Origin of the sequence: Halolamina sp. CBA1230 (assembly GCF_002025255.2) — an archaeon.
GTDB lineage: Archaea > Halobacteriota > Halobacteria > Halobacteriales > Haloferacaceae > Halolamina.
The window spans coordinates 356,276-376,527 of the sequence record NZ_CP054587.1; the positions used below are offsets into that span (position 1 = coordinate 356,276).

A 20,252-nucleotide genomic window follows, 5' to 3' on the forward strand; every position below is an offset into this window, starting at 1 on the left:
ACCCGCCGACACCGATGAGCCTTACACCGGGGCGGTCGAACCGCCGGTCATGAGCGACCGCGAGACCGAACTGACGGCGGGCGACGTGACCGCCCACTACGTCGAGGCGGCGGGCGAGCGCCGACTCGACTTCGAGCGCGAGGGGCGAACCGCCTCGATCGCCCAGAACGTCGACGGCTACGCGATGCTGAAGGTCCGAACCGCCCCGGACGGCGACGAACTCGAACGCTACTACGGGTTCGACATGGCGCTGGATCACGCCGCCGAACTGCTCGGCGTGGCCGTCGACGACCTCCCCGTCCCCGACCCCGCGGAAGACATGGGGATGTAGCGTCCGACCCGGCGAGAGTTTATCACTGATAGCGGGACCAGCCGTCCCGTGGCGCGACAGCACCGATCACGGGATCGACGGATCCGGAGCGCGCTGGCCGTGCAGCTGCTCCTCGCGAGCCTGTTGCTCGTCTCGTTCGCCGGCGTCGGCGTCGGTCACGCTGCCACGACCCCAACCCACGACACGGCGGGGATCGCAGTCAGCGACGAACCTGACTCAAACGCGACTGCCGCTGTCGTCGAACTCTACCCGGACCCAGTGCGGGACGGCGACACGGGGGAGTACGTGGTCGTCCGACTCCCTGAACACGGTAACTGGAGCCTCTCGGACGGCGAGTCGACGACACGGCTCCGGAACCGCACCGGCAGGCTGCTGATCACGCCCGATCCTGAGGTCGTCTCCGACAGTGCGGGCGACGGTGCGACCGTCGTCGAGGGATCGTTCGCGCTCGCGAACACGGGCGAGACGGTCGTCCTCCGGCGAGGCAGGGAGATCGTCCATCGCGTTCGCTACGCCGAGACGACCGAGGGCGAGCGCTACCTCCCCGCCGTCGCCGAGTGGCGGCCGCGCGGGCTCGACCCCCGACCGGCGATTACGACCGGGCCGGCCAACGCCACCGCGTTCCTGCTCCCCGACTCGCCCGGCGTCCCGATCGAGACGCTCCGCAGCGCCGAGGACTGCCTCCTGATCGGCGGGTACAGCTTCACGTCCGAGCGTGTCACCGAAGCGCTGCTCGCCGCGGAATCGCGCGGTGTCGACGTGCGGGTGCTGGTCGAAGCGGAGCCGGTCAACGGCGCCTCCGCACGGCAAGCCCGACTGCTCGACCGTCTTGCCGACGCAGGGATCGAGGTTCGGGTCGTCGGCGTCGGTGCGAACCGGTTCGCGTTCCACCACCCAAAATACGCCGTCGCTGACGGCCGCGCGCTCGTCCTCTCGGAGAACTGGAAACCATCCGGCGTCGGCGGCGCGTCGAGCCGTGGCTGGGGGGTCAGGACCGAGAACGGGACGACGGCCGACGAGCTCGCGGCGCTGTTCCGGAACGACAGCACTGCGGCGGACACTCAGCCCTGGGCGGCGTTCCGCGAGAACCGCCGATTCGAGTCGGTGCCGGCCGCGAACGGCAGCTACCCGACCCAGTTCGCTCCCGAACACGTCACGGCCAGGAACGTCACGCTGCTGACCGCCCCCGGCAACGCGGAGTCGGAGCTCGTCTCGGCTATCGACGCCGCCGAGACGCGCGTCGACGTGCTCCAGCCCAGCCTCGGCCGGCAGGACAACACGCTCGTGCGGGCGACGCTGCGGGCCGCCCAGCGCGGCGTCGAGGTCCGGATCCTGCTCTCGGGGGCGTGGTACTCGGCCGAGGAGAACGAGGCGCTGGTGTCGTGGCTGAACGACTGGGCCGACCGCAACGACGCGCCGCTCTCGGCACGGATCTCCGAACCCGAGGGGCGCTACGAGAAGATCCACGCGAAGGGGCTGCTGGTCGACGACGACCTCGCGGTCGTGGGGTCGCTGAACTGGAACGAGAACAGCGCGACCCGGAACCGCGAGGTCGCGCTCGCGCTCCACGGGCCGGAGCCGGTCGCCTACTACCGCGAGAGCTTCGATGCCGACTGGCAAGGCGGGAGCGGTGCCGGGCGGACGTGGCTGTTCGCCGCCGGTGCCGTCGCCGCGGTGCTGGTGGCGGGGCTGGTCGCGACACGGTCGCTGAACTTCGCGGCGGTGGAGAAGTGGGAGGAGTGAGCGAAAGTTAGTCGTCCAGCGCGGCGGCGGTCGAGGAGAGCTCCTCGTCGATCTCGGCGTCGGCCATCTTCTCGACCAGCGCGTCGATCACCTGCTCGCGCCGACCCTTCACGAACTTGATCGAGCCGACGACGAGGTGGCCCCCGCCGGAGACGCCGGCGCCCGGAAGCTCGTCGTTCAGCTCCTCGACCATCTCGGGGATGTCCAGCCGCACGCCGTCGCTCCGGAGGACGGCGAAGTCCGGCCCGTAGCCGATCGTGATCACGGGGTCGCCCGTCTCCTCGACCTTCGTGTCGTGGAGTTCGCCGGTGGTCTTCCCCGGCGCGGGGTAGGTGAAGCGGTGGGCCCACCGATCGAGGTCGATCCGGTAGAGGTGGGCGTCGCTCTCGAGGGTCTCGTGTTCGACGTGGTCCTCGACGGCGTCGAGCTGTTCGTCCACGTCGCGCTCGGCGCGGCTGGAGAGGAACTCCACCAGCTCCTCGTGGCGATCGCGGTCGTCACAGCCGACGTTGAGCACGTCGTTCACGACCGAGTGGCCGCTGGAGTAGCGCAGGAAGTGGGCCGCGTAGTCCAGCGCCTCGCCGACGTCGTCGAGGTCGTCGCGGTCGTACCCCTCCGCCTCGGCGAGTTCGACGTAGTCGCTCATCGCGTCGGCCCGCGAGCGGTCCGAGACCCCCGCGACCGCCGGGACGTGGCGGAGCTCTTCCGTGATCTCCGGGTCGATCATCCGCGCGAGTTCGACACACATCATCCCCGTCGTGATGCTGTAGTCCTCGTCGTACAGGTAGGGGTTGACGTGGGCGTCGAGCAGCGGGTTCACCGCCTCGGGGTCGGGATGGTGGTGGTCGACGACCGCGATGGGCATGTCGTAGTGGGCGAGGTTTCGGTACGCCGGCGTGTCCTCCTCGGTGCTCCCGTTATCGAGCATCAGCAGGAACGGGAGCTGCTGGCCGTGGCGGGCCCGCCCCTCCAGCGCGAAGTTGAGGTCGCGGGTCACGTCCTCCATCTCGTAGAACGGCGCCTTCGAGGGGAGCCGCTTGAACAGGTGGCGACTCGCGTCGGGATCGGCGTGGACCTCCTGGATGAAGCTCTCAAGCGCGCGCTGAACGGGGACGGCCGCACACATCCCGTCGCCGTCGGCGTGGTGGCGCACCCGGATCGGCCGGCCTTCGAGCACCGTCCGGCGCAGGAGTCGGGCGAGCTCTTCGAGATCCTCCCGGAGCTTCTCGAACTCGGGCCACTCGACCAGCGGCTCGACCGACTCGGGGCCGGCGCGGTGGGTTCGGGCCTCGTCGAGCCGCTCGCGGGCGGCCTCCGCCGTCTCGCCCTCGAGGACGGTGACGTCGTCGACCTCCAGCTGGCGGACGCCGTCGTGGAGGCCGACCTCGCCGCTGACGCGGACGATGTCGTCGATTTCGGCCTCCGGGTAGGCGCGCACGCCGGCCTCCTCGAACGCGGCGGCGGCGACGATCCCGGTCTCGTCGCCGACGTGGAAGATCGTCGGGCCGCCGGTCTGTTTGATCTGTGTGAGTTCGCCCTCGACGGTGACCGCCTCGCCGCGGCGGAGCTCGTCGACGAGGGTGATCTCCGGTTCGTGTTCGACGCTGACGACACGGTTCTCGGCGGGGTCGACCTCCTCGAACGCGATGTCGCCGTTCTCCCGGATCTCGGTCAGGCGGACGACCAGCTCGTCGCCCTCCTCGTACTCGCCGTCGAGACCGGACTCGTGGACCAGCCCCGAGACGGCGTCGGAGACGTCGACGAAGACGCCGTAGTCGACCACGCCGTTGACGGTCACGAGGTAGCGCGCGCCCTCGGCGACGTCGTCCATCGTGCAGTCGTCGTCGAGGTCGTAAACCACGGTCGCGTCGTCGGGAACATCCCGACGGGCCGAAGGCGAACCGCCCTCGGCGGTGCCGGCGTCCTCGCCGGCGGAGTGCTCTGTCATACTGAAAACTCGGCGGTCGCGGGTGTTAAGTCTTCCAGTTCGGCCGTCGTGACGAACTGGTCGCCGAGCGGGGGCGACGCCGGCTGGGGCCGCCGAGCGCGTCCCGGAATCCTTAGTTGGCGCCGCCTCCGAGTACCGGGAGATGGGACTGTTCCGGTCGGGCGATGTGGTCGGCATCGCCGACGACGCCCTCACGTTCGCGCTCGAAGCGTCCCGCGAGACCCACCCCGACGAGTACATGGGGCTGCTGCGCGGGGAGCCGGCCAGCGAGTACGACGTCGACCACGACGGCCTGCTCGTGACGGACGTGCTGATCATCCCCGGCACCGAGTCCAACCCCGTGAGCGCGACGGTCAAGACCAGCATGATCCCCAACGACTTCTCCTCGGTCGGCTCGATCCACTCCCACCCCAACGGCGTGCTCCAGCCCTCCCAGGCCGACCTCGCGACGTTCGGCAAGGGGCAGGTCCACATCATCGTCGGCCACCCCTACGGCCGCGACGACTGGGTCGCGCTGGATCGCGAGGGGAAACGCCGCAGCCTCCCGGTGTACGACGTCGAGATGGACGACCCCGAGGACTTCTTCGACTTCACGCAGGAGGATATCGACGCCGAACTCGGTATCGACGAGGACGAGCTATGAACGGCGACGTCTCGAGCGACGCTGACGGGGAACGGACCAGAGCAGTCGCACAGGGCACCTTCGACCTGCTCCACCCGGGGCACGTCCACTACCTCCGGGAGGCCGCCGCGATGGCCGACGAGCTCCACGTGATCGTCGCCCGGAGTTCGAACGTCTCGCACAAGGCCGAGCCCGTGCTACCCGCGCGCCAGCGCCGGGACGTGGTCGAGGCCATCGACGCCGTCGACGAGGCTCACCTGGGCCACGAGTCGGACATCTTCGTTCCCATCGAGCGCATCGACCCGAGCGTGATCGTGCTCGGGTACGACCAGCACCACGACGAAGACGCGTTGCGGGCCGCACTTGACGATCGCGGGATCGACTGCGACGTGGCACGTGCGGGGCCACGGGAGCCGAAGTACGAGGACGAACTGCTCTCGACCGGCCGGATCGTCGAGCGGATCCTGGACCGACGCGGGTAGGCAGGTCTCAGCTCTTCCCCACGCGTTGGGCAAACGCGAAGCGGATAAGTATCGCGGCGCGTTAGTCCGCGTAGTGACTTCGGACCGCCAGTTCGCCGGCTTGCTCGCGGCGGCCGCGATGGGGGTGTACCTGCTCGTCGCGGTCGGCGCGACGTCGGCAGTGACCGACGCCGCCGCAGCGTGTCACGGCTGGCCCGCCTGTGGCGGCGGCTTCGCCCTCCCGACCTCCGCCGACGGCTGGTTCGCCCTCGGCCACCGGATCGGCGCCGGCGTCGTCGGCCTGCTGCTCGTCGGCGCCACCGTCCTCGCCGTCCGCCGCGGCGAGTCCCGGCGCGTGAAAGGTGCGCTCCTGTTCGCACTCGCGCTGTTCCCGCTCCAGTCCGGCGTGGGCGCCGTGATCGCCACCACGACCGTGGCGCCGACGGCCGCCGTCTCGGCGATCCACCTCGCCGTGGGCGTCGTCATCTTCGGCGGCGTGCTCGCCGCGCTCGCGTGGACGCTCGAAGCCGCGACCGGCGACCCCGACGACGAACCCGAGGACCCGCTCGACGACGAGCTCCCCCCTGTCGAGGACGCTCCCTCCCCGGAACTTCCCGAACCGGGCTGGCCGCGAACGAAAGCGAAACTCGCGGCGTACGCTCGCCTGACCAAGCCGCGACTGATGTGGCTGCTCTGTCTCGTCGCGTCGGCGGCGATGGCGCTGGCCGGCGGCCAGCAGTTCACCGCCCCCGTCGTCGCCAAGACGCTGGTCGGCGGCGCGCTCGCCATCGGCGCCTCGGGGACGTTCAACCACGTGCTCGAACGCGACGTCGACCGGAAGATGCAGCGCACCAGCGACCGCCCGCTTGCGGTCGATCTCGTGCCGGTTCGGAACGCCGTCGCGTTCGGCCTCACGCTCGCGGCGATCTCGGTCGGGCTGTTCGCCTCGATCAACCTCCTCGCGGCGGTGCTCGGGCTGACCGCGATCGCGTTCTACAGCGTCGTCTACACGCTGATCCTCAAGCCCAACACCGTCCAGAACACCGTCATCGGCGGCGCGGCCGGCGCACTCCCCGCGCTGATCGGCTGGGCGGCCGTCACGGGTGAGATCGGCTGGGGCGGCGTCGGCCTCGCGACGGTCGTGTTCCTCTGGACGCCGGCGCACTTCTACAACCTCGCGCTGGCGTACAAGGACGACTACGCGGCCGGCGGCTTCCCGATGATGCCCGTCGTGCGCGGCGAGACGACGACGCGGCGCCACATCGTCTGGTACCTCGGCGCGACGCTTTCGGCGACGGCCGCGCTGGCGCTGGCCGCACGGCTCGACTGGCTGTTCGTCGCCTTCGGCATCGCGCTGGCCGGCCTGTTCCTCTGGGCGGTCGTCCGCCTCCACTTCGAGCGCACCGAGCAGGCGGCGTTCCGCGCGTTCCACGCCTCGAACGCCTACCTCGGCGGCGTACTGCTCGCCGTCGTGCTCGACACGCTGGCGCTGTGACGATGTCGGTCATCGACCGCGTCGACGCCGACGCCTTCCCCGAACCCCGGACGATCCTCCTCTGGACGGGGATCCTCTACGTCGAGGTGATGGCGCTGACCGGCTACTGGCTGTTCGGCGACACCGTCGCGGTCAGCGCGCCACGCTTTGCGCTGTACGGTCTGCTCTGGATCAACGTCGCGATCTGGGTGTTCCTCCGGACCGACGTGCCCGACGCGAGCGGGTCGACCGTTCGCCGGGCGGGGGTACTCGCGGTCGGCTACCTCGCGGTGCTGGCCTACACTGGCGGAATGATCGGCCCCGGCGGGCACGCTCACGGACTCTCGGTGCTCTGGCTCCCGCCGGGCTGGGGGCCGGCGGTGACGTACCACGGCGAGTTCCTCCGGCTGGTGCTGATGCCGGCCCGGGTGCTGGGCTATCTCGCGCTCGCCTATCTCGTGTTCGTCACGGTGCTGGACGTCTCCCGCTCGGCGGTCTCGGGGCTGCTGGGGCTGTTCTCCTGTGTCTCCTGTTCGTGGCCGATCCTCGCCTCGATCGGGACGGCGGTGTTCGGCGGCGGTTCGTTCGTCGCGGTGGCGACGACGACGTACGCCTACGACGTGTCGACGGCGGTGTTCCTGCTGACGGTGGCGCTGCTGGCGTGGCGGCCGTCGCTGGGGTCGCTGCGGTGAGAGGTCGGAGCTCTGGTGGGTCCAGATTTACCCAGCCCCGGAGGCGCTCTCCCGGGATCTCTCGGGAAACGGGCGACGAGTATCGATTGGCACCGCTCCCGCCTACTGTGTTCATACCTCTTTCTCGATTACCGTCTTGAGGATCCACCCAGCCACCGCTGCTGCAACGAGGGCGAACCCGATTTCGGGCAGTATGCCCGGTGGGAAAATTATCAGGAGGATTCCGGCGCCGAGAAGTATGGCTAACAGCCAGAAATGCCATTCAGTCTCTACCTGCTCCTCGTCGGTCGGATGATCCTCGTCGCCGGCTTCGTCGTCGTTCCGTGAGTCGGTTGCCGGGTCCATACGTACGTTACGTCTGCCATCTGGTTATACCTTTGTTACGCGCACGACTGTCTCGGTCGGATCAGCGGTCCGCGACGGCTCTGATCGAAGGCAAGTGCCGAATCTGCCGTTCCAGTTTCTCACCGGTAGCGCACGGACTGCCTCCCAACGGACCCGTCAGCCCACGTCCAGATGCGCCGCGATCCCTTCGCGGATGATCTCCTCGCAGTAGCCACACCGAACGCCGTCGTCGAGCACGTCGAACCGGCTCTCGACCGGCTCCTCGGCGTTGGTGATACAGCTACTGTTCGGGCAGGCCAGCACGCCGACGACGGTGTCGGGGCGCTCGGCCTGTTTCTTCTCCTGTACCTCGTACTCCCGGACGATGTTCACCGTCGCCCGCGGGGCGATCAGCGAGAGCACGTCCACCTCCGCCTGGGAGAGTTCGCGTTCCTCGACTTTCACCACGTCTTTCGTGCCGAGACGTTCGGAGGGGACGTTCATCGCGACGCTGACGCCGGTGCCCTCGCTGCCGTCGATCCCCAGCATCGCGAGCACGTTCAGCGCGCTCCCGCCCGGGAGGTGGTCGAGCACGGTGCCGTCGCGGATCTTCGAGACGCGGAGTTCGTGGTCACTCATGGTTGGCAAAGAGGAGGTCGAGCAGCGCCATCCGGACGGGGACGCCGTTGTGGGCCTGCTCGAAGTAGTTCGCGTGGTCGGTGTCGTCGATCGCGGGGTCGATCTCGTCGACGCGTGGCAGCGGATGCATCACGGTCAGATCCTCGCGGGCGGCCTCGAGCGTCTCGGCGTCGATCTGGAACTCCCCCGCGACTTTGCGGTACTCGTCCTCGTCGGGGAACCGTTCGCGCTGGATCCGGGTCACGTACAGCACGTCGAGTTCGGGCAGCACCTCGTCGAGTTGCGTGTGTTCTCGCACTTGCGCGCCCGCCTCGTGGAGGTCGAAGCGGACAGATCGAGGGAGCCGGAGCGACTCGGGGCTGACGAAATGCATCCGGGTGTCGAACTCCGTCAGCGCGGTCGCCAGCGAGTGGACCGTCCGGCCGTACTTCAGATCGCCGACGATGCCGATCGTGAGATCGTCCAGTCCTGCGGCCTCCCGGATCGTGTACAGGTCGAGTAGCGTCTGACTCGGGTGGTGGCCCGCACCGTCGCCGGCGTTGACTACCGGGGCGTCGACGAACTCCGCGGCCATCTTGGCGGCGCCCTCGCGGGGGTGACGGAGCACGAGCCCGTCGGCGTACCCCTCGATCACCCGGACCGTGTCCGCGAGGCTCTCGCCTTTCTTCACCGAGGAGGCGTCGACGCCGCCCATGTCGACGACGTCGCCGCCGAGACGCTTCATCGCGGTCTCGAACGACATCTTGGTGCGCGTGCTGGGTTCGTAGAAACAGAGCGCGAGCAGCTTCTCGGGGTACCGGGCGGGGAGGTCGTCGCCGGCGTCGAGCGCGGCGTCGAACTCGGCGGCGCGGTCGAGCACCCGCTCGACGTCCGCCCGCGAGAGCTGGCCCGCGGCGACGAGGTGGTCCTGACGCATCACTCGAGAGCGGGATGGGCACGACCTTGAATCCCTCGGCTCCGTCCCCCGCGGCAGTGTACACGTCGATGGGTCGCAGAACGGGGGGCGTTACGAATCTCGAAGCGCGCGGCCGGCTGCCGGACTCCCCTCCGCCGGCGGGGGTGCGGAACCGAGCTACGGCGACCACTCCGCGTCCGAGAGCGTCCGCTGGACCGCCTCCTCCCCCACCGCGGCCGCGATCGAGCGGAACGCCGCGCGCTCGTCGCGGTCGCCGGCGTTCGCGACCAGCCGCGAGACGATGAACTCCGGCGTCGAGCGCCCGACAGTGCCGAACCGTGGTTGGTAGTCGACCCGAAGGTCGAGTTCGTCGGTCAGCCCCTCCGCGAAGATCCCGTCGACGCGGGCGGCGCCGGGCAGCGGCGAGAGGTCCTCCGCGAGGTGGGTGACGAACACGCCCAGCGCGCCGCGGTCGACGGTCAGGTCGACCAGTCCGTTCAGCAGGTCCGCCGCGCGGCCGGGTTCGGTGATCGCCTCGAACTCGTCGACGAGCATCAGCGCCCGCCCCTCGCCGGTCAGCGGCGGCACGACCGAGCGCAGCGTCGACTCCAGCACGCCGGCGTTGAACGAGGCGTGCCGGCGGTGGAACACGACCGTGTCGAACCGCCCGACTTCCGCGTCCTCGGCCGGAACTGGCAGCCCCATCGACGCCAGCAGCGCGACACCACACAGCGTCTCCAGCAGCGTCGTCTTCCCGCCGGAGTTCGCGCCCGTCAGCACCGCGACGCGGTCGCCGGAGGGCGGGTCGGCGTCGTCACCCGCGACCGAGTGCGTCCCGACGCCGTAGGTGACTGGCTGGACGTCACCGTCGAGAAAGAGGTTCCGCGCGCCACGGACCGCCAGCCCGTCCTCGACCAGCTCAGGCCGCGTGAGGTCGTGTTTCGCGGCGAAGCGCGCGAGCGAGAGGTCGAAGGCGAGCTCGTCCACCGCGTCGACCGCGGCCTCGATCCCCTCGCCGGCGTCGTCGAGCGTCTCCCGGAGGTCGGCCGCGACCGCCGCCTCGCGGTCGGCGACCTGTCCCTCCAGATCGGCGACCAGCGCGCGCAGCGTCGCGGAGACGAAGTCGGTCTCGTCGCGGGCCTCGTCGGGTGCGACCGACCGGATCTCCCCCGCGGTCACGCCCGTCTCCTCGGCGACGTAGGAGATCACCGCGCTCTGGAACGCCTCCAGCGAGCGTACGCCCTGTCCGCGGACGGTCTCCAGCACGTCGAGCGCCGCGTCGTTCAGTCGCCGCGCGGCGGCCAGCTGGGTCCGGAGTTCGTCGAGGCGTTCGTCCGCCCCCTCGCCGACCGAGAGCGGCTCGTCCTCGTCGCCGAACTCACCCTCGACCGCCGCGAGCGCGTCCACCGCGTCCTCGAGCCCGTCGGCATCCAGATCGGCCAGTCGCTCGAACGGGCCGCCCTCGCTGCTACCGACCGCCCGGAGTTCGAGCGCCGCTTCCACGGCCGCGCGGCGGCCGCCGCCGGCGTCGTCGTAGCCGGCGAACGCGTCGATCACCGACTCCCGGCCGTCGTCGTCGAGGCCGGTCCACACCTCGCGTGCCTGGTCGATGCGGTCGAGCCGTTCGGCTGCGGCCTCGTGGCTCGACAGCGGCGTGAGCACGCGGATCCGGTCGGCGGCCCCGCCGGTCAGCGCGTCGCCCGCCGCGAGTTCGAGCAGGTCGCCGTACACGTCGCGGGCGTCGCCGGTGCCCAGCGTGTCCAGCCCCGCCGCCCCCGTTGCCCGCCGGAGGATGCGCGTCGCGCGCCCCCGTGGCAGGCCGGCGTCGACCAGCGTGCTCACGTCCGCAGACTCGATGGCGCGAACCGCACGCTCGACGCCCAACTCGGCTTCGAGCAGGTCGGCCGTCTTCGGGCCGACGCCCCAGTACTCCTGCAGTCGCATAGCCGATCATGCGGCCGGGGGCTCTTCAGGGTTGTCAGAACTCCACGGGCACCTCGATCAGCGTGGGCCGGTCGCGGTCGAACGCCGCCGCGAGCGCGTCGGGCAGTTCGTCGGCGACCGCGTCGAACTCGATCCGGCGCGCCGCGGCGCCGAAGCTCTCGGCCAACTCGACGAAGTCGGGGTTCTCGATGTCGGTCGCCATCGTCCGGCCGTACCGCTGGCGCTGGACGTCCTCGAGGATGTCGTAGGAGTCGTCGTTGGGAACGACGATCGGTACGCCGAGGTCGTACTGCACCGCGGTCGCGAGGTCGCCGATCGTGAACAGCGAGCCGCCGTCGCCGACCAGCGACACCACCTGTCGGTCGCTCCCGATCGCGGCGCCGAACGCCGCGGGCGGGCTGAACCCCAGCGTCCCGAACCCGCGCGGGAAGAGGAACGTCCGCGGCGCGCCGGTCGGGAACCGCGTCCGCGCGGTGTAGCAGAGCTTCGTCATGTCGTTGACGACCACTGCGTCGTCGGCAAGCGCCTCCCTGAGCACCGCGAGCAGGTGGAGGCGGTCGTCCGAGGCGTCGACCGAGAGCGGTTCGGGGCCGGCGTCGGCCGCCGCCGCTGGACCGTCGAACGCGAGGCCACGCTCGCTGGCGCGCTCCCGGAGCGCGTCGAGCGTCGTGCCCGCGTCGCCGACGATCCCGAGCGCCGTCTCGTGGTTGTTCCCGACGTTCGTCGGGTCGATGTCGACGTGGATCAGGTCGTCGGGGAACGGCGTGTCCGCGGTGTCCTGCGCGCTCAGCTCCGTCCCAACCGCGAGCACGAGGTCGCGGTCCGCGACGAACGCGTCGGCCGGCTCGTGGCCCAGCGCCGTCGCGACACAGCAGCGGTGATCCGCGGGGAGGACACCTTTCCCCGCGGCCGTGGTGATCGTGGGGATTTCGGTCTCGTCGACGAACGTTCGCACCGCGTCGGCGGCGTCGACGGTGCCGCCCCCGACAACCAGTAGCGGGCGCTCGGCGTCGACGAGCAGGTCGACTGCTTCTGCGACGCGTTCGGTGTCCGGCCCCGGCGGCGCTGCTGGCTCCCGGTCGACGAGTTCGACGGGCTCGGCGCGTTCGAGCACGTCCGTCGGGAGCTGGACGTGGATCGGTCGCGGTCGCTCCCGATCGAACGTCTCGAACGCGTCGGCGATCACTCCGGGCACGTCGGCGACGCGGTCGACGTGGTGGCTCTCCGCGGCGATCGATTCCATCGCGCCCTGTTGGTCCTTGAGTTCGTGGAGGTGGCCCTTCCCGCGATCGGCCTCGTTGGTCGCGTTGGTCGTCGAGATCACCAGCAGCGGCGAGGAGTCGGAGTACGCCTGCCCGACCGCCGTGGCGACGTTCGTGAGGCCGGGCCCGGTGATGACGAGACAGACGCCGACGCGGCCGGTCGCTCGCGCGTAGCCGTCGGCCGCGAAGCCGGCGCCCTGCTCGTGGCGGGTGGTGACGTGGTCGATCCCGCTGTCCAGCAGCGCGTCGTAGATCTCCAGGGTGTGCACACCCGGGATGCCGAAGGCGACGTCGACGCCCTCGCGTTCGAGCTGTGCGACGACCGCCTCGCCGCCGGTGAGTCGCTCCATGGCCATATCGGGCGCGTAACCACCGTAGTTCTTTCTCCGATCGGCGCGGTCGACACGGAGCTTTTTGGGTTGGCGGGGACAGCCCCCGCTATGAACGATATCGACGCCGACGCGATCCACGCCGCACTCGCGGACCGGCTGGGGACTGCGCTCCGGGGCGTGATCAGGTACGACGGCGAGGCACTCGACTACTCCCTCAGGGAGGACGTGGCGGAGGCGTACGGCGACGACGAGATCCGGGAGTTCGTCGACAACAACATCGTCCACCAGCTCGACGCGCCGGCCGTCGAGTCGTCGTTCCGGCTGGGAAGCCTGGAGGCGGTCGTCCGCACGTTCGAGCGCTCGTGGGTCGCACGGGTGCCCGACGGTCCGAAGAAAGGCTGCCTGTTCTCCGTCGAGCGCGACGAGTCGGTGACGATGGTGGCCGTCGAGGACGGGATCGAGATCGTCCGGGAGGAACTCGGCGTCTGAACGCCGTCGGTCAGTCGGCACTCGCGTCGAGCAGCAGGGAGCCGGTCAGGACGGCCGCGCCGCCGACGAAAAACAGCAGCCCGGGCGCCGCGACAGCCTCGGCGAGCATCGGGAGGAGCGCGCCGTCGCCGACGCCGGGCGACGCCGGTTCGAACACGCCCACCCCGGAGCCGACGAGCCGCGCGGTCAGCAGCTGGATCGCCACGCTCACCATCGCGATCGCGGCGACGCCGGTCGCCCAGTCCGCCACCAGCCGGCGGAGGCGGGACCGCTGGTCGCCCGAGGCGTCGGCCGCGAACACGATCGGGTCGGCGGCGACGCCGTAGACGTCCATCTCGTTACCCTTCTCGGAGTAGCGCTGGCCGACCACCTCGACGAGGCCGGCGCCCTCGAGGTTCGAGAGGTGGTAGTGGACGTTCTGGACGGAGCTGTCCAGCCGGCGCGCCAGCACCGACGGCGGCGCCGGCTCCTCGTGGACTGTTCGGTACAGATCGCGGGCAGTGTCCGAGCCCAGCGCGTCGAGCACCGCGTCGACGTCCTCGTCGCCGACGTCGAAGACGGCCGGGTCGGCCTCGACGGACGGGGTGTCCGCGCGGAGGCGTCCGATCGGTGAGGCCATACCTCCCACTGTGACGACCAGCCACATCAATCCCGCCCGTTGCTCAAAACGTGGTTTTAGTCGTCCGGAAGCGCCTGCCGGACGGCGGCAGCCGCGTCGAGCGCGCCGTAGCCGGCTGCCGGCCCCGGACTCCCCGCACGGCTCGCAGTCACGCGAAGCGACGCCGCGGGCTCGTCGGTTGCCGACTCGGAGGCCACCCCGGCGACGAGCGCGGCGACGCCGGCGACGTACGCGGCCGCGCCGGACGTTCCGGGATCGGTAGCCCCTGGCCAGCGACGCGGCCGGGCGACGAGGTCGACCCCGCGGCGGCCGTCCGGCGTCGGCCCACGACCGCTGTACGCCGCGACGCGGCCGTCCAGTAGTCGGCCGACGGCGAACACGCCCGGCGCGCTCGCCGGGGCGGCGATGCTGCCGCGCGGACTCCCCCCTCGCAGCCGGTGTGTCGGCGTCACCAGCGAGACGGTCGACCCTGTCGCCTCGTCGCGCAGGCGGTCGGGGAGTCGGATCTCGACCGTGTACTCGCCGGGCGCGAGCGTCACGTCCAGGCGTTCGACGCCCGCCTGCTCCCCCCGTTCCGAGAGCGCGGTCAGCCTCCGTCCCTCGTCTCGTCGATCGGTGCGGACGAGCGCGAGCGAGAGCTCCGGGGGGTCGTCGTCAGGCGATCCGGCCCACGCGAGGAGTCGGCCGTCGACGCCCTCGCCGTCGGCTCCCCCGAGCCGCAGTCGTCTCCGGCCGGGCGCCGGCTCGATCGTCCCCGTCCAGTGGCCGCGTGCGGCGTTCCCGGTCGGGGCGACGACTGTCACGCCGGCGTCGGCGGCTGCTGCTGCGGTCCGCGTGACCACGCTCCGGCCCACGACGCTCGCCCCGTACGCCGCGACGGGTGCGAGCACCACGTCCACGCCCGTCCGGTGGAACCACGCGAGCCCGCGACGGAACCCCGCCGGCCGCTCGAACGACGCCAACAGGAGATCCGCGTCGGGCGCGGCGCGGGCAACCGTCGTCGTCGCCGCGGTACCGTGTGTCGTCCCGTCGGCGACGACGGGGACGCCGTCGAACGACCGACGGCCGACGACGGCGTCCTCGAACGCGGCGTCGGTGGCGAACCCGGTCGTATCGAGCACGCCGATCCGGACGCCGTCGCCGGTGATCCCCTGGGCGTGGAGCCCCTGGACCGGGTCGTCCTGCGCGGGGGAGGCCGGTTCGGTCCCCCGGTTCGTAGGGAGTCCCGTCGCGGATAGCGCGGTGACGGCGGCGGCGCCACCGAGGGTGAGCGCACGACGGCGGGAGAGCCCGCCGCCCGACTCCGGGTTCCAATCGCCCGACATCGCCTTCCTGTCACGCCGGCGGGCGTATCAACCCCCCGATCGGTCGAAGTAGCGTAAAACCGCGTCGAAGCTATCGGTCGTTTTTCTACCTCCCGTGAGAACGTGTTGACGATGCCCTCCAGCACCGAGCTGACGACGGCGGAACCGTTCGCGAACCGAACCCGGGGTGAGCGCCGTGGGTAGTCCACGCGGTGTTGCCGCGGTAATCGCACTCCTGCTCGCGGCGGCGCTGCTCTCCCCTGCCGGTGCCGCCACCGGCGCCGATCCCGCGGTCACGATCGACTACGACGGCGAGGCGGTGACGGTCGCGAACGCCGAGACACAGATCGTCTCGGGGAGCGCCGAGCTCGCCCCCGGCACGTCGATCTCGGTCCGGATCCGCTCGACCGGGGATACCCAGCCCCGATTCCTCCAGTCGAAAACCGTGACGGTCGACCGGAACGGAACGTGGGCGGCCGCGTTCGACTTCTCCGAGCAGTCGCCCGGGGACACGTTCGAGGTGACCGTCAGAACTGACGCCGGCGAACTGACCGCTGACGGCGAAGTCGTCGCGTGCGAGACGGACTGTGAGGACGACGAACCGGAGCCAGTGGAGACGGTGCGGATCGACACCACCGACGGGAACGTGGTCGTCAACGACACCGCCTCGCAGGTGGTCTCCGGGTCGGCGCTGGCGCCGACCGGGACGGAGGTGTCGCTCCGGCTCCGCAGCACCGACAGCGAGATCCGATTTTTCAAGGCCGCCACCGCGGTCGTGACCGACGACGGCAGCTGGGCCAGCGCGTTCAACTTCTCGACGATCCCTCCCGGCAGCGCGTTCTCCGTCGAGGCGACGATCGACGGCGGCTACGTTGCCGAGACCGAGGGTGAGGTCGTCGACTGCGAGTCGGACTGCCGCGACGACCCGCCGACGGACACCCCGACACCGATCCCCGACGCGACGCCGGAGCCGACGGCGACGCCCGCGGCCACCAGCGTGGAGTTCTCCCGTAACGTGGTTCACGTCCGGCAGGGGACGACCGCCCGGATGGAGCTCGCGTTCGACGACACCGACACGACCGACCTCGTGATCGGCGGACAGTCGGCCGGATACACCCTCGAAGCGACCGTCCGCGACGCCGACGGCGACGGGGAGGCGACCGTCCGCTTCGACACCGCGGCCGCCGGCGACGGCGGCAGTCCCCTAGGCGTATCTGACGGCGACGAACTGACGCTGGAGTCGGAGACCGACCTGGGGAGCGACCTCGACCCCGGCGACTACGATCTGCGGCTACTTCCCGAGGATCGGGGCGAGGCGTCCGATATCGGATCGCTCTACGTTGCGGAGCCGGGCACGGCCACGCCCCAGGGCGACACCCCGACCGCGGCGCCGACGCTGACGGGATCGCCGACCAACGGCGGCGACGTGCCCGTGGAGATCGCGGTCAGCGGCGCGCTCGTTCTCGGCGGCGGCGGGCTGGCGCTCCTGCTGCGCCGTGGGTAGGCACGGCTCGCGGCCCTCTCGATTCGCCGCAGCCGGTCAGCCCCCGTCACGGTAGTGTGCGGCGAACAGTTCGACGAAGACACCGACGATCGGGACGAACTGGGCGACCGTCGCGCCGAGTTCCCCCATCGGGACGAGCAGGTACGAGGCGTAGGTGAACCCACCGAGCAGTAGCAGGCAGCCGGCGGCAGCGGTCAGGGGATCCCCCACCCCGTCGAGGAGGCGGGAGGCGCCCCAGAGAACGAACCCGACCGGGAGGGACCACCTGACGACGGGGACGAGTCCCGGGCGCAGCGTCAGCACGCCGGCCAGGAGCCCACAGCCGACGAGGAGGACCGCGAGACGGCCGATCGGCCTCCTCCAGACCGTCCGAACCGCTCGATCGACGTTCATCGACGGGATCTCAGGCCGACAGACAATAACTGTGCCGCTGGGTTCCCAGTTCGGGCGAGCCCCGATCAGCGCGGCGTCTGTCGGTAGATCAGGTTCCGCTGGATCTCGTTGGCCCCCTCGTAGATCACGGGGATCCGCGCGTCGCGGTACGCCCGCGCGATCCGGCGGTCGGTGAAGATCGAGCGGCCGCCGTGGAGCTGCATCCCGCGCTCGGCGACGTCGACGGCGACCTCCGTCGATTTGGTCTTGGCCATCGCGGCCCAGTAGCCGGGGTTGTCGTGCTTTTTCACCTTCTCGGCGGCGCGCCAGTTCAGCGCGCGGGCTGCCTGGAACTCGGTCTGCATGTCCGCGAGGGTGTGCTGGACGGCCTGGAACTCGTTGATCGTGCGCCCGAACCCCTCGCGGTCGTGGACGAACGCCTCGGCCTCCTCGATGGCCGCGGCGGCGATCCCCAGCCCGTGACCGCCGACGACGACGCGGCCGTGGTTGAAGAAGTCCGCGAGCGCGTAGAAGCCGCCGCCCTCGCTGCCGACGAGGTTCGCCTCCGGGATCCGGCAGTCGTCGAACACGATGTGGCCCTGCTTGGAGGCGCGCATCCCCATCTTCTCGGGGATGTGCTCGGCCTCGTACCCGGGGGCATCGGTGGGGACGATAAAGAGCGAGTAGTTGCCGTAGCGGTCGTCGCGGTCGCCGGTTTTGGCGTAGACGGTGAGCCAGTCGGCCTCGACGGCGTTGCCGACCCAGTACTTCTCGCCGTTCAGCACCCACTCGTCGCCGTCTTTCTCCGCGCTCGTCGTCATCCCCGCGAGGTCGGAGCCGGTGTCGGGTTCGGACACCGCGAGCCCGGAGATCTGGTCGTTCTGGGCGACGGGGCGGAGGTACTCCTCGTGCTGCTCCTCGGTGCCGTACTGCTCGACCAGCTCACAGCCGAAGGAGGCGAGCATCAGCGTCAGCCCGATCCCCGCGTCGGCGCGGAAGAACTCCTCGCCGATGGCGAGGATCTGCTGGATGTCGAACCCGCGGCCGCCCAGCTCCTCCGGGAGGTCGGCGGCGACGAGGCCGGCGTCCATCCCCGCCTCCAGCACGTCCCACGGGTACTCGCCGGCCTCGAACTTCTCGGCGGCGACGGGCATGATCTCGTCCTCGGCGAACGCTCTGGCCTCGGCTTTCGCCTCGCGCGCGTGCTCGGGGACGATCCCCTCGTCGAGCAGATCCATACCTCTCGATGGTGGCGGGCGGGCAAAAAGGCATCCAGAACTGCCACCCCGTGGTCGGCCGTTTCCGGCTACGCGTCGTCCGACGCGGCGTCCGTGGGGCGGTCCTCGTCTGCATCGTCCTCGTCAGCGCCGGACTCGTCGTCCTCCGTCCCGGTCAGCTGATCGCTCTCCCCGGCGTCGGTAGCCTCGTTCGGCGACGAGAGTGCGGCACCACCCCGTCGACCGTTGGCGGATTCCTTTCCGTCTCCCGGCTCCGCCGTATCGTCCGTCGGCAGCGGTTCGGTGTCCCCGTCCGCCACGTCGCTGATCGACTCCTCGTTCTCGCCCTCCGCGGTCGGCTCACCCTCCCTCGACGCCGCCTCGGCGGTCCGTTCCGGGCGTTCGGTCCCATCCGTCTCGTCGCCCTCGGGGAGTTCGATCGACTCTCCCCGCGTCGACTCCTCGTCGCGCTCCTCGTGGGCGACTGCCCGGACGCTTTCGGTGTCACTGGCGGCACGGGCGCTTGGCTGGTCGCGGTCGACCGAGACCGTCTCGTCCTCGCGCAGCTGCTCCCGAACCGCGTCGCGCTCCACGGTTCCCGAAACCGTCCGCGGGAGCTCCTCGGCGATCCCGACCGTTCGCGGGAGTTTGAACCCCGCGAGGCGCTCGCGCAGGTGGGCTTCGAGGTCGTCGACGGCGACGTCGTCGTCGGCCGGGACGAGCAGCGCGGCGACTTCTTCCCCCCACTCCTCGTCGTCCAGTCCGACGACGGCGGCGTCCTCGACGGAGGGGTGGGTCAGGATCGCGTCGACGACCTCGCCGGGGTCGACGTTCTCGCCGCCGGTGATGATACGGTCGTCCAGCCTGTTCAGCACGTACAGCCGGCCGCGCTCGTCGCGGTACCCGACGTCGCCGGTGTGGAGCCCGTAGGAGCCGATCGCTTCGCCCGTGGCCGCGGGGTCGTCGTAGTACCCTGGCGTCACGGTCGGTCCGCGGACGACGAGCTCGCCCGACTCGCCCCGCTCGACGGGAGTGCCAGCGGAGTCGACGACGGTTACGTCGGTCCAGAGCAGCGGCTGGCCGACGGAGTCGGGGTGGTCGTACGCCTCCTTGTGGCGCGCGGTCGCGACCTGCGAGGCCGTCTCGGTCATCCCGTACGTCGGACAGATCGGCACCGAGTAGTCCCGGCAGCGCTCGATCAGCTCCTCGGGGCAGGGTGCGCCGCCGACCAGCGCGAACCGCAGGCTATCCGGCAGCGTCCCCCGCGAATCGAGCATCCGGCGCAGCATCGTCGGCACCAGCGAGACGCAGGTGGCGTCGTACTCCCGGAGATCGTCGACGGTGCCGCCCGGCTCGAACGACTCCCGGACGATGGCCGTCGTCCCGTACAGCGTCGAGCGCAGGATCGGCGCGATCCCGCCCATGTGGTGGAGCGAGAGCGGCACCAGCCAGCGGTCCGCGGGGTCGATCCCCAGCCGGAACGCGCTGGCGGTGGCGCTCGCCAGCAGGTTCCCCATCGTCAGCGTCACCGCCTTCGCCTCGCCGGTCGTTCCGGAGGTGAACAGCAGCAGTTGGGTCTCCTCCCGCTCCCACGTCGCGGGGGTGAACTCGGTCGGCGCGGCTTCCGAGAGCGGCGTCGCGTCGGCCCAGTCGGTCTCGTCGATGGTGAACACGGGGAGCCACGGCTCCACCTGCTCGACGGCGCCGCGAACCTGTGACTCCGTTTCGGCGTCACAGACCACGGCGTCGGCGTCGACGCGGACGAAGCGATCGGCCAGCTCCGGCGGCGTGAACTCCGGCGGGAGCGGGACGAGCACGGCGCCCAGCCGCATCGCGGCGTGGATCAGGCAGACCTCCTCGACGCCGCTCTCCATGGCGGCCACGAGGTGGTCACCCTCGTCGACGCCCAGCGCGGCGAGCCGCCCCGCCATCTCCTCGACGGTCTTGTCGAGCGTCGCGTACGACCACGCGTTGCCCGAACTCGCGTTGACGAGGGCCTCCCGGTCGGGCGTGCTCCGCGCCCGGTGGGCCAGCCAGTCGTGCATGGTCACCGAAGGGGACTGCTGGTACTTGCCTCTTG

Annotated in this window: 19 protein-coding genes; 8 read left to right on the forward strand and 11 right to left on the reverse strand. The window is 70.7% G+C overall.

The annotated features are described in order from the left end of the window. Positions 1-49: 49 nt before the first annotated feature. Together B4589_RS01870 and B4589_RS01875 are read left to right on the forward strand one after the other, a co-directional pair. Positions 50-331: a hypothetical protein gene (locus B4589_RS01870; protein ID WP_079232669.1), complete on the forward strand. Its 282-nt coding sequence runs from the start codon at positions 50-52 to the stop codon at positions 329-331. A 48-nt stretch (positions 332-379) separates the two neighbouring features. Next, positions 380-2,074 (forward strand): phosphatidylserine/phosphatidylglycerophosphate/cardiolipin synthase family protein, encoded by a 1,695-nt coding sequence (locus B4589_RS01875; RefSeq protein ID WP_079232670.1) that lies wholly within the window; start codon positions 380-382, stop codon positions 2,072-2,074. 7 nt (positions 2,075-2,081) lie between these two features. On the opposite strand, the gene B4589_RS01880 is transcribed toward B4589_RS01875, so the two are convergent. After that, on the reverse strand, positions 2,082-4,022 hold the full coding sequence (locus B4589_RS01880) for a DHH family phosphoesterase (RefSeq protein WP_079232671.1): 1,941 nt from the start codon (positions 4,020-4,022) through the stop codon (positions 2,082-2,084). Positions 4,023-4,164: 142 nt separating this feature from the next. Between B4589_RS01880 and B4589_RS01885 the strand changes: the two genes are divergently transcribed. The 4 genes from B4589_RS01885 to B4589_RS01900 all read left to right on the forward strand — a co-directional run bounded on the left by B4589_RS01885 (position 4,165) and on the right by B4589_RS01900 (position 7,271). Further along, the gene (locus B4589_RS01885; protein ID WP_079232672.1) at positions 4,165-4,665 is read left to right on the forward strand and encodes a Mov34/MPN/PAD-1 family protein; all 501 of its coding nucleotides are present in this window, start codon (positions 4,165-4,167) and stop codon (positions 4,663-4,665) included. Further along, positions 4,662-5,126, forward strand: a complete 465-nt coding sequence (locus B4589_RS01890) for an adenylyltransferase/cytidyltransferase family protein (protein WP_079232673.1) — start codon at positions 4,662-4,664, stop codon at positions 5,124-5,126. Before B4589_RS01885 ends, B4589_RS01890 begins: the two co-directional genes overlap by 4 nt. 118 nt (positions 5,127-5,244) lie before the next feature. Next, positions 5,245-6,600 carry a heme o synthase gene (locus B4589_RS01895; RefSeq protein ID WP_079235138.1) on the forward strand — a complete coding sequence of 452 codons (1,356 nt, stop codon included), beginning with the start codon at positions 5,245-5,247 and terminating at the stop codon, positions 6,598-6,600. Between the two features lie 2 nt (positions 6,601-6,602). Continuing rightward, complete coding sequence (locus tag B4589_RS01900; RefSeq protein WP_079232674.1) at positions 6,603-7,271, forward strand: hypothetical protein; 669 nt, start codon at positions 6,603-6,605, stop codon at positions 7,269-7,271. Between the two features lie 111 nt (positions 7,272-7,382). On the opposite strand, the gene B4589_RS01905 is transcribed toward B4589_RS01900, so the two are convergent. The 5 genes from B4589_RS01905 to B4589_RS01925 all read right to left on the reverse strand — a co-directional run bounded on the left by B4589_RS01905 (position 7,383) and on the right by B4589_RS01925 (position 12,685). Then, complete coding sequence (locus B4589_RS01905) at positions 7,383-7,616, reverse strand: hypothetical protein (RefSeq protein WP_079232675.1); 234 nt, start codon at positions 7,614-7,616, stop codon at positions 7,383-7,385. Positions 7,617-7,772: 156 nt separating this feature from the next. Further along, entirely contained in the window at positions 7,773-8,234 is a 462-nt protein-coding gene (gene pyrI / locus B4589_RS01910; RefSeq protein WP_079232676.1) for an aspartate carbamoyltransferase regulatory subunit, read from the reverse strand. Then, the gene (pyrB, locus tag B4589_RS01915; protein WP_079232677.1) at positions 8,227-9,150 is read right to left on the reverse strand and encodes an aspartate carbamoyltransferase; all 924 of its coding nucleotides are present in this window, start codon (positions 9,148-9,150) and stop codon (positions 8,227-8,229) included. The genes pyrI and pyrB overlap by 8 nt, the downstream gene beginning before the upstream one ends. A gap of 156 nt (positions 9,151-9,306) precedes the next feature. Beyond that, a complete protein-coding gene (locus B4589_RS01920; protein ID WP_079232678.1) occupies positions 9,307-11,073 on the reverse strand; it encodes a DNA mismatch repair protein in 1,767 nt (588 codons plus the stop codon). A gap of 34 nt (positions 11,074-11,107) precedes the next feature. Continuing rightward, a complete protein-coding gene (locus tag B4589_RS01925; protein WP_158081127.1) occupies positions 11,108-12,685 on the reverse strand; it encodes a thiamine pyrophosphate-binding protein in 1,578 nt (525 codons plus the stop codon). 90 nt (positions 12,686-12,775) lie between these two features. On the opposite strand from B4589_RS01925, the gene B4589_RS01930 reads away from it, so the two are divergent. Next, positions 12,776-13,156, forward strand: a complete 381-nt coding sequence (locus B4589_RS01930; protein ID WP_079232680.1) for a hypothetical protein — start codon at positions 12,776-12,778, stop codon at positions 13,154-13,156. 10 nt (positions 13,157-13,166) lie between these two features. Here the strand turns inward: B4589_RS01930 and B4589_RS01935 are convergent, their stop codons facing one another. Together B4589_RS01935 and B4589_RS01940 are read right to left on the reverse strand one after the other, a co-directional pair. Then, complete coding sequence (locus B4589_RS01935; protein WP_143414250.1) at positions 13,167-13,775, reverse strand: helix-turn-helix domain-containing protein; 609 nt, start codon at positions 13,773-13,775, stop codon at positions 13,167-13,169. Between the two features lie 56 nt (positions 13,776-13,831). Next, the gene (locus B4589_RS01940; protein WP_079232682.1) at positions 13,832-15,100 is read right to left on the reverse strand and encodes a S8 family serine peptidase; all 1,269 of its coding nucleotides are present in this window, start codon (positions 15,098-15,100) and stop codon (positions 13,832-13,834) included. Between the two features lie 175 nt (positions 15,101-15,275). Here B4589_RS01940 and B4589_RS01945 point away from each other — a divergent pair, with 175 nt between their 5' ends. Then, complete coding sequence (locus tag B4589_RS01945; protein ID WP_079232683.1) at positions 15,276-16,583, forward strand: BGTF surface domain-containing protein; 1,308 nt, start codon at positions 15,276-15,278, stop codon at positions 16,581-16,583. Between the two features lie 36 nt (positions 16,584-16,619). Here B4589_RS01945 and B4589_RS01950 read toward each other — a convergent pair whose 3' ends face one another. The 3 genes from B4589_RS01950 to B4589_RS01960 all read right to left on the reverse strand — a co-directional run bounded on the left by B4589_RS01950 (position 16,620) and on the right by B4589_RS01960 (position 20,217). Next, positions 16,620-16,976 (reverse strand): hypothetical protein, encoded by a 357-nt coding sequence (locus B4589_RS01950; protein ID WP_079232684.1) that lies wholly within the window; start codon positions 16,974-16,976, stop codon positions 16,620-16,622. A gap of 65 nt (positions 16,977-17,041) precedes the next feature. Then, entirely contained in the window at positions 17,042-18,193 is a 1,152-nt protein-coding gene (locus tag B4589_RS01955; RefSeq protein WP_079232685.1) for an acyl-CoA dehydrogenase family protein, read from the reverse strand. Between the two features lie 68 nt (positions 18,194-18,261). Further along, positions 18,262-20,217, reverse strand: coding sequence for an AMP-binding protein (locus tag B4589_RS01960; protein WP_079232686.1), 1,956 nt, complete (start codon positions 20,215-20,217; stop codon positions 18,262-18,264). Between the last annotated feature and the right edge of the window lie 35 nt (positions 20,218-20,252).